The sequence below is a fragment of the Acinetobacter sp. KB005 genome (assembly GCF_049949095.1).
GTDB lineage: Bacteria > Pseudomonadota > Gammaproteobacteria > Pseudomonadales > Moraxellaceae > Acinetobacter > Acinetobacter calcoaceticus.
In genome coordinates, this window is sequence record NZ_CP188191.1 from 2,233,183 (window position 1) to 2,246,254 (window position 13,072).

Below are 13,072 nucleotides of genomic sequence, written 5' to 3' on the forward strand. Positions count from 1 at the left end.
AACTGAAAAGATATTATTTAGAATAAATTTAAATTAACTGGTGATATGTAATAACAACTAAACATTAATGATGAAAGATACGGATATTTATTAAACGGGTCACATCATGTCAAGCTTTAAAATAAATACACTTTTACTTTCTCTTATCTCTTGTTCGGTCTTTTTTACAGGGTGTAATGACAGCAATTCTTCTGATGATAATTCGACAGCAAATCAAGAAATACCCGCAGCGCCAAAGGGTGTAGGTTTTGAGGATACTGCTCCAGTCCCATCAAATATCACCACCATTGTAGATTCATGGGTGACCAATCAACGTGGCGATGCGCGGTATGCAACGGTTGAAACAAATGCTGGGGTACGTGTGCTGAGTGGCTTTTTAGATGTATGGACACCATCAAGTTTGTTTGTAGATGCAGGACAGTCTGCGGAGGCAAAAGACGGCTTTCCGGCGGTAGTCGAATCAAACTGGACAGGTTTACCAGGCGACAGTACGGACGGTACAAAAAAGAATGCGGATGTATTGAACTACAACATTAATTATTCAATTCAGACCACGCATAAGCGTACAGAAGAAGAAGCTATTCGTGCCTATTTAGATGATAGACGTGGAAAAAGTTATAGCGTAACGACAGGGATGGGAGCATTGACTGATCCATGGAGAAAGCTTACTGGGCAGACCACCACAATCAATTCAGTACCAGCCGATGCCGCACAAGTAAAATATGATGACAAAGGAAATAATAGTGGACTAACCACGGCTGATGGAAACGCCAACTTTGGAAAAGTCGTTGAATTTGTTCAAGCGATGGGAAATAACTCTTCGACGGAGTCTGCAAAACGTTTTTATAAATATGCTCGCCCATGGCGTTGGAGTTCTGAAGTTATTGTAGTGCCTAGTTTAGAGTCTGCAAAAAGTAGTACGCCTGCAACTGACGGTGGATTCCCAAGCGGACACACGGCTGAAGCTGGCCGAAATGCAATTGCAATGGCTTATTTAGTGCCTCAACGCTATCAGGAACTAATCGCTCGTGGTTTAGATTTGGGTGATTCACGTATTATTGCGGGAATGCATTCAGCCATGGACGTGATTGGCGGACGTCTTCAATCGATTGCCGCAGATGTTGCAAACTTAAATGCCATGACTGTTGAGCAACGAAAAGAAGCTTATCTACAAGCTCAAACACAGCTTATGAAAGAGACCAAAAGCTCAACGTTTGAATCATTTTATGGTTTGTCTAAAACACCTTATGACGCGAATGACCGTTTTGCCGATATTGAAAAATTAAAACAGCAGGTGAATCACTGGATGACCTATGGTTTTAACCAAATTGGCGATAAAACAAAAATAGCAACAGTGCCTAAAGGGGCTGAAGTTTTATTAGAAACTCGACTTCCTTATTTAACTGCCGATCAGCGCCGTGTAGTTCTAAAATCGACTGCGCTTGCTTCGGGTTATCCTGTCATGGATGACGTAGAAGGATACGGTCGCTTAAACCTGTTTAGAGCAGGCGCAGGTTATGGCAGTTTTGATGGCGACGTAAATCTGACCATGGATGCAAGTTTAGGTGGCTTTAGCCAATATGACCAATGGAGTAATGATATTACGGGTGCAGGTAAACTCACCAAATTAGGTACAGGAACTTTAGCACTGACAGGAAATAATTCATTTACGGGCGGTATTGATTTAAAGCAGGGTGGTTTAGAAATATTGTCTGAGCATGGTGCTGGTCAAGGCGATATTTATATGCATGAAAATAGCCTATTAAAAACCAACTCAGCAAAAACAGTTAATATTGCGGGTAATTTAACTCAGCTTGCAGGGACCACATTCAACATCACTTTCAAGTCAAATGCACTTCCAGCAGTTCAGGTGGCAAATACGCTTACCTTAAATGGAACATTGCAGCTCGTCACAAAAGACAATTTAGCGGCAGGAACGTATACGGTGTTATCAGCTAAAAAAGTTCAAGGCGCCTATAAAAAAGTGACACTGAATGGCAAGGATATTACGCCAATCTATCAAAATAATAGCGTTAAGTTCACGGTGTCATAAGCTTAACTGAGATAATCGACATCCATAGTTAAAATTTAATTGGGCCACTCCAGAAGTGTAATTAAACAATTTTGAAGAGTGGCCCGACTAAGCAACATGTTTGAATAATGGAAAAATATATCTACATACGAATTTTGCTATAGATAGATTTTACATTCTCGGGACTGATTGCCAGCATGTGAATCGCGCCATGAATCATTCCGTCTAACAAATGAAAATTCACCTGAATACCAGCATCCCACAGTTTTTGAGCATATCTTTCACCGTCATCGCGAACGGGATCATATTCACAAATAAAAATGGTCGCATCCGGTAGTCCTTCTAAAGACTGAGCGAGTAACGGGCTTACAAGTTCATTCTGTTTTTCACTTTCATGCGGCACATATTGATCCCAGCAATAAACCATTGTGGATGAGTCCAAACCATAACCTTCGGCGTATTGGCTATAAGAATTACTACTCATCGTGGCATCTAAGGCAGGATAGAAAAGAAGTTGATGGCTCACCTTAATTTCTGGGTGTTGTTTTGCCATGAGACATGTGGCCGCAGCTATGTTTGCGCCGGCACTATCTCCACCTACAGCAATATGGTTTGGATCAATTCCAAATAGTGAAGCATTTTCGCTGATATAACGGAAGGCCGTAAAAAAATCATTTAAAGGTGTTGGGAACTTAAACTCTGGAGCCAATCGATAGTCCACAGAAAACACAACCAGTTGAGTGGATTCTGCTAATAACCGACACGAGCGGTCCCATGCATCTAAACTTCCCAGACACCAGCCTCCACCATGAGCAAAAACTAAAGCGGGTCGTTGCTCAGTGTTTTCTAGGGAATGGGGAACATAAACACGAACCTCAATTTCCATATCATCTGAAACAGCAACATAAAAACTTTGTTGATAGCTTGCATCATTATGAATGCCTTGCTGATCAATAATGTCTTTGTTTACTTGCTCCCTTAGCTCTTGCAACGAGTTTACGGCTTGTGCGGTTGGTTTGGACTTAAGCCAGTTTTCAATTTCAGCAAGTAGAGGCATGGCTTTTTTCCTGCTGTAAAAAATCTAAAATGAGAGAGCTAAATGTTTCTGACTGTTCTTCCATAATGAAATGACCGCAGTCTTTTACAATCGCACTGGTTAAATGCGGTGAAACCTTTTTCATGGTTTCATAAGGTGCATTGTCTGTGGCATGTTCAGCGCCTATGGCTAAAACTGGCATGTCTAAGCTTTTAGTTTCTCTGATTTTATTTTGACGTATGGTCTCTGGAATAGAACGGTAATAATTAAAACCCGCCGTTAATCGACCCGGAATTTTATAGGCTTCAATATAAGTTTCAATAGCCACTTTGTCTTTGTGCCACGACCATTTATCAAACATATAATTTAAATAAGTATCTTCACGGCCTGTGATTAAAGCTTCGGGTAAATCTAGGGTTTGGTTAAACATGAAATGCCAAAGAAAAATATTTTCACTTGGCTCAACAAAAATAGGAGGTGCGGGCGCTAAACCAGGAATCACTGCTTCTGTTACCGCAAGACGAGTTACAGAATCAGGAAAGTCAGATGCAAGCGCATAGGCAACCCACATCCCAATATCATGACCCACAACCGAATAAGTTGGATATTCAAGTTCAGTCATGAGCATTGATAAAATTTTAGCGATACGCCCCGTATCGTAACTTCCCTCAAGTGGAGCTGAATTTCCGGTTCCGGGTAAATCAACAGCGATTGCTCGATAACCCTGTTTCGCCAGTTCAACCATGACTTTGTGCCACGCGTACCATGTTTGTGGCCAACCCGGAATCAGTAATACAACTGGACCTTCCCCTAAGGTGACGTAGTGTAATTTTTTACTTTCGATGTGAATGTAATGATGTTGGAATTCGTTATGTGAGTTTTCATTGAATAATTGAGTTTTCATGTTGATCTCTTACGGTTCCTTAAATCCCTAATAACTGATTAATTTGAGTCTGATTCACAGGGGCAGCAGCAAAGTCATCAAACACTTTATCGGTGACATGAATAATATTGTGCTTAATAAACTCGGCACCTTCGCGTGCGCCATCGTCTTTATTTTTGAGGCAGCATTCCCACTCTAATGTTGCCCAGCCTTCGTAGTCGTAATGCGCTAACTTGGAAAAAATCGCTTTAAAGTCAACTTGACCATCACCCGTAGAACGGAATCGACCCGCTCGATTTCCCCAGCTTTGATAGCCGCTATACATTCCTTGACGACCTGTTGGATTAAATTCGGCATCTTTAACATGAAACATGCGAATGAAATCTTTATAGATATCGATATATTCCACATAGTTCAGTTGCTGCAAAACAAAATGGCTTGGGTCAAAAAGAATATGGCAACGTGGGTGGTTATGAGTTCGCTCTAAAAACATTTCAAATGTAATACCGTCATGCAAATCTTCACCGGGGTGAATTTCATAGCAAAGGTTGACGTCTTGTTCATCACAAGCATTCAAAATAGGAAGCCAGCGACGCGCTAATTCATCAAACGCCGTTTCGATGAGTCCTGACGGTCTTTGAGGAAATGGAAATACATAAGGCCATGCCAAAGAACCTGAAAATGTCCCCATGTCTTTAAGACCTAAGCGGGCAGAAGCTTGAATTGAAGCGAGCATTTGTTGTTTTGCCCACTCGGTTCTAGCTGCTGAATTGCCATGCAAATGAGAGGGGGCAAAGTTATCGCACATTGAGTCATAAGCAGGGTGCACAGCCATTAACTGCCCAAAAATATGAGTCGTTAACTCACTAATTTTTAAGCCATGATTGTTTAAAGTACCTAATATTTCATCGCAATAATCTTGGCTTTCTGCTGCCAAATTGACATCAAATAAACGCTTATCCCAAGCAGGAAGTTGTACCGCTTCAAAGCCTTGGTTTGCTACCCAAGCAGCAATATCTTCTAGACGGTTAAAAGGGAAAACATCATCACTAAATTGAGCAAGATGAATACTAGGGCCTTTGATGGTTTTCATAATAAAACCTAATTAGTTGTCGGTCGACAAACAATAGGCTGAATTTTGGATAAAAACAACTTTTTATTTTAAAATCAAAACAAAACGGGACTATTTTGAATAAATCTCATTGATTTATTTGTGAAAATATTTTTTTCGAATAATAATGAAAACACGTACTGAATTTGATGAAGGGTCATTATGGCTGGCAGACCAAGAGAGTTTGATCGAGAAGAAGCCCTCGTAAAAGCGAGAGATTTTTTCTGGCTTCACGGCTATGAAGGCACATCAATGTCAGATTTAGTTGAAGTTTTGGGGATTGCCTCAGCTCGAATTTATAAAGCATTTGGCTCAAAAGAGGCTTTGTTTAGAGAGGCTGTAAATCACTACGAAAAAAATGAAGGAAATTTCGCCTTAAATGCTTTAAAGCAAAAAAATATTAAAGATGCCATCAGCCAATTATTTCAAGATGCGCTAGCACTTTACACGCAAGCCAACCATTCCTATGGCTGCATGGTTGTGTCGGCAGCGAGTGTGCTAGGCGAAGAAAATCAAGCTGTTTTAGACTGGATGAAAGCACAGCGTATTGCACGGGGCCAAAGTCTAGTCGAACGATTTGTTCAAGCAAAATCAGATGGTCAATTGGTCGCAGATGCAGACCCTAAAACTTTAGGGCAATATTACGCGCTTGTTCTGCATGGATTATCTGTTCAAGCAAGAGATGGATATTCGCAAGAAGAGCTTTCTCAAGTGATTAATTTTGCATTAAAAAATCTAGAGCAATATGTTGTGAGTGTTTAGTGAATTGAAATTTCAAGCTAAGTCTTTTGAGATTTTTTACGATTAATAGTTCTAATAGAAAATTACTCTTCATATAAATTTGACTTAATCATGAGTGGTAAACCAAGTTCAGATAATAAACCTGTCCGTGAATTTGGAACACTTTTTCTCTCTAAATCGATAAGCTCAATAAATTCTTTATTAAATTGTTTTCGAGGGTATTTTTCTAAAATTTCATTTCTAAAAGATAGGGGGAGTCTATATAGACCATCACTAATCACATCACAGGATGCACCTTGCTGTAATAGCGTAATTTCTGCTGGGTCAGAATGATCAATATAGCCGTTCATATGTAAGCAGATAGCATCTCTAATAACTTCACTTTTCTTTTCATCAAAGCTATGTTCTTTAGCCTTTAGCTCAAATTGTTTAGCACTCTCATAGGTAAAACAATTACAACCTTTACTATGAATATGTTGCTCAGTTAAGCCAATATCATGAAAAAGTGAGGCTATTAAAAGTGATTCATGGTCAAATTGCTGTTTTTGTATATTGCCTAAGGCAGCTCCCCAGAAATAGGTCCGCCATGAATGATTGTAGATAGATATATTTGCTTTAGCCTCTAGTTCATCAAGCGCGACTTTAACCATTTGAGTATCTGGTATTACGATCTGATCGATATCAAAATCATGGGAAGTTCTGAATCGAAAGTAATTTATTTTTATAGAGGCCATAATAGTTGGCAGCATAATTTTTTGAATTAACTTAATTTTCTCTTTGAAATTGAGCTGACCATTTGTAGTTTGCATCCAGTTATATGAACCAATTCTTATAGTTTTCATTAGTAAATCTCAATTTAGAGTAATTACTCTAAAATATTATTGTAGATGGTTTTTTGCAAGTTGGATCTTTTAAAATACCGATAGAACTTTGATTGATAGGCATTTTATAAACCCCAATTTAACAATAAATTTTAATTATTTATCCTTACTTTTTAATGATCTATTTTAATACGATTGTCATTTCGTGTGCTTGACTGAAAGAGGGTTGAATACTATTCTTTGCCTGCTGGCCTACATTGCCAGTCGGTTGTCGCAGACCGATTCACACCCGTATCAGGATTATTTCTCTGAGGAATAATTTTGTGCGGCCATCTCGTTCCCTCCCGTTGCGGTAGGACGGGAGTGGGACACCCTCGGGTGTGCTGGTTGTGTGACCAGTCTGCGAACCCACTTCCGTTCTGCCACCATAATTTTAATGTCTGGCAGAACTCCAAATAAAAAGGAGTTGGCTTTGCACATCCATTATTTCTTGGCAGCCTTTACCAAAAGCTATAACGACACAACTTAAACTTTTAAAGCAGTTTGATCGCCGTAAGGTTTTCAGGCTTTAAATTATTTCGTCTAAAAACTTAATCAACAATAAAACATGAGATGTGCCAAGCACAGTCTTTATGGCTTTGCTATGCCTTTTTTTCTCCCAAAAAAGGATGGCTAATTTTATATCTCATTTATATACAACAAGAATTTTCTATAACGGTAAAACTATGCCACATTCAGATCTTCCATTTCGTGCTTTAAGCGTGCTTCACACTTCAAGATTTCTCTTTAATAAATACGGCTTTCATAACGTCGGAGTAGACCGAATTATCGAGTCGGCAAAAGTGCCCAAAGCGACTTTTTATAACTACTTTCATTCAAAAGAACGTCTCATTGAAATGAGCTTAACCTTTCAAACAGATGGCCTTAAACAAGAAGTGATTTCGATTATCAACGCTCAAAAAGAATTAACTCTAATTGAAAAATTGCACAAGCTTTACTTTTTACATGCCGACTTAGAAGGGCTTTACCATTTGCCGTTTAAAGCCATTTTTGAAATTGCGAAAACACATCCAAAGGCCTATCAGACCGTAGTTGAATATCGGAACTGGTTCATTAATGAAATCTATAAGTTGCTTTTAACAACGAATGAAAATGCTTCAAAACAAGATGCACACATGTTTTTGTTTGTGATTGATGGAGCAATGGTTCAGCTTTTAGACCCCACAAAACCAGATGAAAGAGAGCGGTTGCTTGAGTATTTTTTGTTGGGGTTTGGGTGAGGGAACTATTATAAGTTTATTGATCATAAACTCTGTGTAATGATTAGAAGTTATCTACTAACTTCTGTTTAAATTTTTGTATGAGTGAAGAGTTATTTTCAGCAATTTCTACTTTAAAAGGTGCACAAATTCAGGCTAATTACACATTAATTGCTTCATGTATTGGAGCTATCGGTATTGTAGTTGGTATTTTACTTTCTTGGTATACAGCATTACATTTGCAAAAAGTATCTCGATTAGCAGAAACTAGGAAAAATGTATATTTAGAGTTTGCAGAATCATATTCTTTATTATTATCAGGTTTGCAAGTATTGCAAATTGAAAAGCATTCTTTCCAAAGTGAGTTGTGGAAAAGAATAATGGCTTTTTCTACAAATCTTGATAAAGTTATATTTGTATGTGATACAAGAACAAAGAAGGAAGTTGTTGATTTTGTTAATTTAATATTGCCAAGAATTGAGTTTTTAATGTTTGAGCTTACGGGGTAATTCGATTTATCTCAAGAACTAGAAAACTTAGTAAAGAGACATAGTGATAGCTTGGATAATTTAAATATTTTATATCATAAACTGGATGAGTTGCGTATTAATAATCTTCAAGATGAGCGAGAAGAAAATATATTTAAGTTGATAGAATTTAAAATTGAGGATGCAGGAAAACTTATGCAACCGATTATTGATAAAGAAGAAGAATTTGAAGAAAAAAATAATAAAATAACTGGAATTATTAAAGAGTTTACTGAAGATTTAAATAAGGGCATAAGTAATGTTATGTATTTATTGCGATCAGAAATCGGTGCTAAGACAGATATTAAGCTAGATAAAAGTATATCAATAGTCAAGAGAGTTTAATATTGAGATTAGAGATAATGTTAGTTAAATTAGCAACTTATTTGGTTTCAAGATTAGAACGTGAGTGATGAAATGATACTATCAAATGAGGTATTAAAAGGTGAAACATCAATAATAGTAAAATATAGTTATGGCCTCTAAAAACTTTCTGTCTACTATTGCACTGAAAAGTAAGGAGAACAAAGGAAGTATAGCTATATGTTCCATTCTTTTTATTATTCCTTTATTTGTATTTCCTGCCTATCCTAAAAACGAATGGCAGTATGAGCTATATCAATACATCACACAAACTATGCATGTGACTGTTGGTACGAAAGGCCCATTACCGTTTTTTACGATTCTTTATAGCATTTACATAACCATAGTCATGTTCTTTGTTGGTTGTGTTATCTGCTATTTTTTTATTAAAAAATATGGGGTTAATAAAGCTTATCAAGAGGAAATTTATAAAATATTTTTTAAAGCCGAATTTGAATCTTCAAAAAAATACCCTTGGTTAGAGAAACCTTTAATCAAAAAGACATTAGTCTCAAGTTTATTTGCCCTATGTTTTATTATCGGAATTTTTCACTTTATTGAGGATGATATTACTCAGCAGAGACCCAGACGTAGAGGTGGACTTATAGTACTTGGGTATAATTACAGAGTGGGGGTGATGATATGGGAAATCATCATAACTGTATTTAGTATATTTCCTATTTTTTATTTTGGTCTTTTATTTCTATATATCATTAATTATTTTTTCCGCGGGTTAGGTACAGGTAAGGTGGCTATCCCTATGTCTGTGCCAAGCAAAAAACAAAAGCGAAGTAAAAGAATTTTAAATAAGAATAAGTAGAGTGTTTTAGTCCCATACTTATTCATAACAAAAGTCGTATATTTCCATATGGCTTTCTTTAAGACTGAAAAATACTTTTAAGCAGCGCTATGATTTTTGCGATATCAGGATTTTCTATACGGTAATACAGCGTTTGTGATTCACGACGATACGCAACTAGTCCTTCCTCACGCATTTTTGCAAGATGCTGAGAAAGAGAGGATTGGCTAAGAGAAACTCTTTTAGACCCCAATAAACCAGATGAAAGAAAGCGGTTGCTTGAATATTTTTTGTTGGGGTTTGGGTGAGGGAACTTGGTCCAAAGCGTATTCATACGGGGCGATCATCTAATAGTATAAATAGAGATTTTTTAATATTTATATTTGCTTTATTAGATAGATCATTATTAATATTTGGGCTGTTAATATAGATCTATGAATTATGGAATACTCTACACAAGATGCATTAGATTGGTTAAATCAAGGTATTGAAGGCATTAGAAATTCATCTAAAGAAGATAAAGTTAGTGATTATGCTTTGGGTTATGATATTGGCTTTCTTTATGGCACATTACGCACGTTATTAGTGACAGGTCATATCACTCGTGAAGAATATAATAAACTACATGCAGAATTAACAGAAACTCGTCAGGCTAGACTAGATGGATCTGAATGATAAGTAAAAAAAGGAGTAATGATGAAATCAATAATGATTAAAGTCATTGATATAAAAAGTAAAGATACCTGCGATCTGCTTGCGGAGTTAGACCATGTTGTCACTAAATTTTAACTTGATATTTAACAAAGGTAATTTTAGAATCCGCCCAACAAATTTTTAGGAGCTTCATTGTGAGTACTTGTTCGAGTGACAATAGTCGATCGGTAATAGTCTAAGTATCCACTGAAGTCCTAACAGACCTCTTTTTGTGGATGCAAGAAGAGGTTTTTTATTTTCATCTTTTCATTTCTATTATGAACCCATGATTTAATCATGACGGGTTGCAGTATTCGCATATGCTCCATAACTTATGGGAGTGATGCCAGTGGTATTTACTTTAAAGAAACGCTCACTTATTTCAGGTTTCTGTTTATTGGCTTTATCTAACACTAGCCATAGTGGACGACCTATGGTTATTGACGATGCTGCTCTTGTTTCACCAAAAACCTGCCAACTAGAATCTTGGATGCAGCATAATCCTGACAACAAAGAATATTGGGCAATGCCAGCCTGTAATTTTGGTGGCAATTTTGAATTTGCTGTAGGGCTGGGAAGATTAAACGATGATACTGAGCACGTCAGCTATGTAACCTTACAAGGTAAAACTTTATTAAAGCCTTTAGAAACCAATGATTGGGGAGTTGGTTTTTCTTTTGGCACTCAAATGAATACTAAAGACTCTTCAAAGAAAGATTGGACGGTCAATGTTCCATTAAGTATTTCTACTTTTGATGATAAATTTTTAATCCATGCCAACCTTGGCTGGTTACGCGAAAATACCACGCATAAAAACCAGACCACGTGGGGAATTGGAACCGAAACACAACTTACTCATCCATTAACGCTCACTGCCGAAGTATATGGTAATGACCGAAACGACTCCTTTTACCAAACAGGTTTTCGATACATGGTCTATAAAGACTTTGTTCAGTTAGATGCAAGTTATGGCAATGAAATTTCTCATCACGATAATGCATTTTTCTCTGTCGGATTTGTATTCCTAACAAATGCTTTTTTACCTTGATGATTTAGAAATCTCTTTATCTATCAAAAAATCTGACAGATTCTAACTTTTGATATCAGATAAATACATTTATCTTAATTAGACTTGAGCACAACCTTTTGAAGTGCTCCTCTTTATGGTTAGATTTTTAGGTATTTAAAAAATGAATAAAATGCACGTAACTTTAGCGGTAATTATTGGCTTAATTGTTGGTGGAGTAATCGGCGCTCTAGGTTACTCTAAAACTGCTGCGCGTTATGACGCAATGACGACAGCATGTGTCATGGTAAACCAAGCTGTTGAACATGACATCTTGAAACCAGAACAAGTGAAAGAGCTTGGTGAGCTAACAGGGCAAAGCCTTAAAAAAGATTATGAGTCAGTTGCATCCAAATTCAAATTCTCTGAAAAGCAATTAGGTAACGCATCTGAAGGTTCTAATTGTAGTCAGTTTATTGTTGGGGTGAATGCCGCAAAATAATGAGTAGGAAGCCCACAGTATGTGGGCTTTTTTATATTAGAGGCTATGAGCTGAACATCTCATCTACAGACTGCTATAATCACATTGAGCCTTAAGATCACCACAAAATCTAAGGGATAAGCTCGTCTGAAAGACAGGCATCTTGAGATTGCAAACTAGTCTGCTAGGAAATATGAAACGCTATTTACAACAAACTGAATCGGCTACGACTAATTGGACAACAGAGCAAGACTGTTTCTTGATAGAAAATAATTCACTATCAATTCACGAACTCACAGAACACTTGCCCTTTTCTGAAGAAGAAATAAGAGTGCGTAGATCTGTTTTGGGTTTGATGCGACGTGATAAACAGATGAAAATATATTAATTTTACCAATTGGTATAAAATAATATGAAAGTAAATGTTTCTAATTATCTCTATTCAACCATTCATTTTGTGGATGAGTTATCAAAACCATAATTTTTTTAGGTGTTTTTTAGGCTGTCTTTACACAAGATGCTAATTACTTACAAACCGCACCTATAAGATTACCTTTGTTTACACTTCTTTGAGCATAATCAAAGTCATAAAAGATTTTTAGATCAGCACTTTATAACAATAGTACGGAGAGAGGTTAATGCCAAAGTATTTAGCTGTAGCCGAAAAGGTTTATAAAAATATTAAAAAAGATAGCTTATTCACTGATGACATTACTCAGAATCTTAACTGTTTAATTAGTCAGATTCGAAAAGCGATCAAGGGAACTGACTTTAAGCTCAAGTTCAACTATATAGATTTTGAAGAGAACTTAACCAAACCTTTAAGTGAATGCAAAGTTCAAATTGACTTGAGTGTCATGCCAAAATTTGCAAATGAAGGAGAGTATCTTCTATGGTTAGCTGGTTTTATTGAACGAATTACGGAAGGTGGAAAACCTAAATTGCCACCAATTTCGCAATTTCTTCCACCAGGTTTTAATATGTCGAAAGATGCATTTCCTGTATCTGTAGCTCCTCAAAAAGAAGAGCATGCAGACATGATTATCAATTATTTTAAATCTGAAGATTTTAGTAAAACCAATAAAACTCCCTCATAAAAAGAATGTAGAAGTGACTATCCACCACACTTCTATATACTGCTGGTTTAACTTCAGCGACCGCCTTCTGGGGCGGTTTTTTTTGTCTTAATCTCATCCTAATAACATTTAATATTGTCTAAATTTAGATTTTAGAAAATATTAAATGTATACAAATGTGCAAATATCTATTGAATTATAATAAATAACAATATCTTAGTGATATTTGTTAATAAAGAAAAAT

At 36.6% G+C, this 13,072-nt stretch carries 16 protein-coding genes; 11 read left to right on the forward strand and 5 right to left on the reverse strand.

Going from position 1 to position 13,072, the window contains the following annotated elements:
• The first annotated feature begins 106 nt into the window (after window positions 1–106).
• Entirely contained in the window at window positions 107–2,053 is a 1,947-nt protein-coding gene (locus tag ACPF64_RS10735) for a phosphatase PAP2 family protein (RefSeq protein WP_426453166.1), read from the forward strand.
• Between the two features lie 121 nt (window positions 2,054–2,174).
• Here the strand turns inward: ACPF64_RS10735 and ACPF64_RS10740 are convergent, their stop codons facing one another.
• Genes ACPF64_RS10740 through ACPF64_RS10750 form a run of 3 tightly spaced genes read right to left on the reverse strand, consistent with a single transcriptional unit; the run spans window position 2,175 to window position 5,044 of the window.
• Window positions 2,175–3,089, reverse strand: a complete 915-nt coding sequence (locus ACPF64_RS10740; RefSeq protein ID WP_426453168.1) for an alpha/beta hydrolase — start codon at window positions 3,087–3,089, stop codon at window positions 2,175–2,177.
• Window positions 3,073–3,972 (reverse strand): alpha/beta fold hydrolase, encoded by a 900-nt coding sequence (locus tag ACPF64_RS10745; RefSeq protein ID WP_426453170.1) that lies wholly within the window; start codon window positions 3,970–3,972, stop codon window positions 3,073–3,075. The genes ACPF64_RS10740 and ACPF64_RS10745 overlap by 17 nt, the downstream gene beginning before the upstream one ends.
• A gap of 19 nt (window positions 3,973–3,991) precedes the next feature.
• A complete protein-coding gene (locus ACPF64_RS10750) occupies window positions 3,992–5,044 on the reverse strand; it encodes a sugar phosphate isomerase/epimerase family protein (RefSeq protein ID WP_426453172.1) in 1,053 nt (350 codons plus the stop codon).
• Window positions 5,045–5,224: 180 nt separating this feature from the next.
• On the opposite strand from ACPF64_RS10750, the gene ACPF64_RS10755 reads away from it, so the two are divergent.
• Complete coding sequence (locus ACPF64_RS10755; RefSeq protein ID WP_426453174.1) at window positions 5,225–5,824, forward strand: TetR/AcrR family transcriptional regulator; 600 nt, start codon at window positions 5,225–5,227, stop codon at window positions 5,822–5,824.
• 62 nt (window positions 5,825–5,886) lie between these two features.
• Here the strand turns inward: ACPF64_RS10755 and ACPF64_RS10760 are convergent, their stop codons facing one another.
• On the reverse strand, window positions 5,887–6,645 hold the full coding sequence (locus ACPF64_RS10760) for an HD domain-containing protein (RefSeq protein ID WP_426453176.1): 759 nt from the start codon (window positions 6,643–6,645) through the stop codon (window positions 5,887–5,889).
• Window positions 6,646–7,349: 704 nt separating this feature from the next.
• On the opposite strand from ACPF64_RS10760, the gene ACPF64_RS10765 reads away from it, so the two are divergent.
• The 4 genes from ACPF64_RS10765 to ACPF64_RS10780 all read left to right on the forward strand — a co-directional run bounded on the left by ACPF64_RS10765 (window position 7,350) and on the right by ACPF64_RS10780 (window position 9,593).
• On the forward strand, window positions 7,350–7,904 hold the full coding sequence (locus ACPF64_RS10765) for a TetR/AcrR family transcriptional regulator (RefSeq protein ID WP_426453178.1): 555 nt from the start codon (window positions 7,350–7,352) through the stop codon (window positions 7,902–7,904).
• Between the two features lie 80 nt (window positions 7,905–7,984).
• Window positions 7,985–8,392 (forward strand): hypothetical protein, encoded by a 408-nt coding sequence (locus ACPF64_RS10770; RefSeq protein WP_426453179.1) that lies wholly within the window; start codon window positions 7,985–7,987, stop codon window positions 8,390–8,392.
• A gap of 51 nt (window positions 8,393–8,443) precedes the next feature.
• Window positions 8,444–8,755: a hypothetical protein gene (locus tag ACPF64_RS10775; protein WP_426453181.1), complete on the forward strand. Its 312-nt coding sequence runs from the start codon at window positions 8,444–8,446 to the stop codon at window positions 8,753–8,755.
• 130 nt (window positions 8,756–8,885) lie between these two features.
• Window positions 8,886–9,593: a hypothetical protein gene (locus tag ACPF64_RS10780; RefSeq protein WP_426453183.1), complete on the forward strand. Its 708-nt coding sequence runs from the start codon at window positions 8,886–8,888 to the stop codon at window positions 9,591–9,593.
• A gap of 58 nt (window positions 9,594–9,651) precedes the next feature.
• Here the strand turns inward: ACPF64_RS10780 and ACPF64_RS10785 are convergent, their stop codons facing one another.
• Window positions 9,652–9,906 carry an ArsR/SmtB family transcription factor gene (locus tag ACPF64_RS10785; protein WP_426453185.1) on the reverse strand — a complete coding sequence of 85 codons (255 nt, stop codon included), beginning with the start codon at window positions 9,904–9,906 and terminating at the stop codon, window positions 9,652–9,654.
• Between the two features lie 107 nt (window positions 9,907–10,013).
• Here ACPF64_RS10785 and ACPF64_RS10790 point away from each other — a divergent pair, with 107 nt between their 5' ends.
• The 5 genes from ACPF64_RS10790 (at window position 10,014) to ACPF64_RS10810 (ending at window position 12,849) form a co-directional block, all read left to right on the forward strand.
• The gene (locus ACPF64_RS10790; protein ID WP_060465911.1) at window positions 10,014–10,247 is read left to right on the forward strand and encodes a hypothetical protein; all 234 of its coding nucleotides are present in this window, start codon (window positions 10,014–10,016) and stop codon (window positions 10,245–10,247) included.
• Between the two features lie 361 nt (window positions 10,248–10,608).
• Window positions 10,609–11,313: a hypothetical protein gene (locus ACPF64_RS10795; RefSeq protein ID WP_426453188.1), complete on the forward strand. Its 705-nt coding sequence runs from the start codon at window positions 10,609–10,611 to the stop codon at window positions 11,311–11,313.
• Window positions 11,314–11,455: 142 nt separating this feature from the next.
• A complete protein-coding gene (locus ACPF64_RS10800) occupies window positions 11,456–11,773 on the forward strand; it encodes a hypothetical protein (protein ID WP_003650981.1) in 318 nt (105 codons plus the stop codon).
• Window positions 11,774–11,945: 172 nt separating this feature from the next.
• The gene (locus tag ACPF64_RS10805; RefSeq protein ID WP_426453190.1) at window positions 11,946–12,140 is read left to right on the forward strand and encodes a hypothetical protein; all 195 of its coding nucleotides are present in this window, start codon (window positions 11,946–11,948) and stop codon (window positions 12,138–12,140) included.
• Between the two features lie 250 nt (window positions 12,141–12,390).
• Complete coding sequence (locus ACPF64_RS10810; protein ID WP_198078078.1) at window positions 12,391–12,849, forward strand: hypothetical protein; 459 nt, start codon at window positions 12,391–12,393, stop codon at window positions 12,847–12,849.
• Window positions 12,850–13,072 lie beyond the last annotated feature (223 nt).

What these genes read in the sequence shown, in the direction of transcription:
- ACPF64_RS10735 (WP_426453166.1), top strand. Translation starts at nt 107, where the DNA reads ATGTCAAGCTTTAAAATAAATACACTTTTACTTTCTCTTATCTCTTGT.
- ACPF64_RS10740 (WP_426453168.1), bottom strand. Translation starts at nt 3,089, where the DNA reads ATGCCTCTACTTGCTGAAATTGAAAACTGGCTTAAGTCCAAACCAACC.
- ACPF64_RS10745 (WP_426453170.1), bottom strand. Translation starts at nt 3,972, where the DNA reads ATGAAAACTCAATTATTCAATGAAAACTCACATAACGAATTCCAACAT.
- ACPF64_RS10750 (WP_426453172.1), bottom strand. Translation starts at nt 5,044, where the DNA reads ATGAAAACCATCAAAGGCCCTAGTATTCATCTTGCTCAATTTAGTGAT.
- ACPF64_RS10755 (WP_426453174.1), top strand. Translation starts at nt 5,225, where the DNA reads ATGGCTGGCAGACCAAGAGAGTTTGATCGAGAAGAAGCCCTCGTAAAA.
- ACPF64_RS10760 (WP_426453176.1), bottom strand. Translation starts at nt 6,645, where the DNA reads ATGAAAACTATAAGAATTGGTTCATATAACTGGATGCAAACTACAAAT.
- ACPF64_RS10765 (WP_426453178.1), top strand. Translation starts at nt 7,350, where the DNA reads ATGCCACATTCAGATCTTCCATTTCGTGCTTTAAGCGTGCTTCACACT.
- ACPF64_RS10770 (WP_426453179.1), top strand. Translation starts at nt 7,985, where the DNA reads ATGAGTGAAGAGTTATTTTCAGCAATTTCTACTTTAAAAGGTGCACAA.
- ACPF64_RS10780 (WP_426453183.1), top strand. Translation starts at nt 8,886, where the DNA reads ATGGCCTCTAAAAACTTTCTGTCTACTATTGCACTGAAAAGTAAGGAG.
- ACPF64_RS10785 (WP_426453185.1), bottom strand. Translation starts at nt 9,906, where the DNA reads ATGAATACGCTTTGGACCAAGTTCCCTCACCCAAACCCCAACAAAAAA.
- ACPF64_RS10790 (WP_060465911.1), top strand. Translation starts at nt 10,014, where the DNA reads ATGGAATACTCTACACAAGATGCATTAGATTGGTTAAATCAAGGTATT.
- ACPF64_RS10795 (WP_426453188.1), top strand. Translation starts at nt 10,609, where the DNA reads ATGCCAGTGGTATTTACTTTAAAGAAACGCTCACTTATTTCAGGTTTC.
- ACPF64_RS10800 (WP_003650981.1), top strand. Translation starts at nt 11,456, where the DNA reads ATGAATAAAATGCACGTAACTTTAGCGGTAATTATTGGCTTAATTGTT.
- ACPF64_RS10805 (WP_426453190.1), top strand. Translation starts at nt 11,946, where the DNA reads ATGAAACGCTATTTACAACAAACTGAATCGGCTACGACTAATTGGACA.
- ACPF64_RS10810 (WP_198078078.1), top strand. Translation starts at nt 12,391, where the DNA reads ATGCCAAAGTATTTAGCTGTAGCCGAAAAGGTTTATAAAAATATTAAA.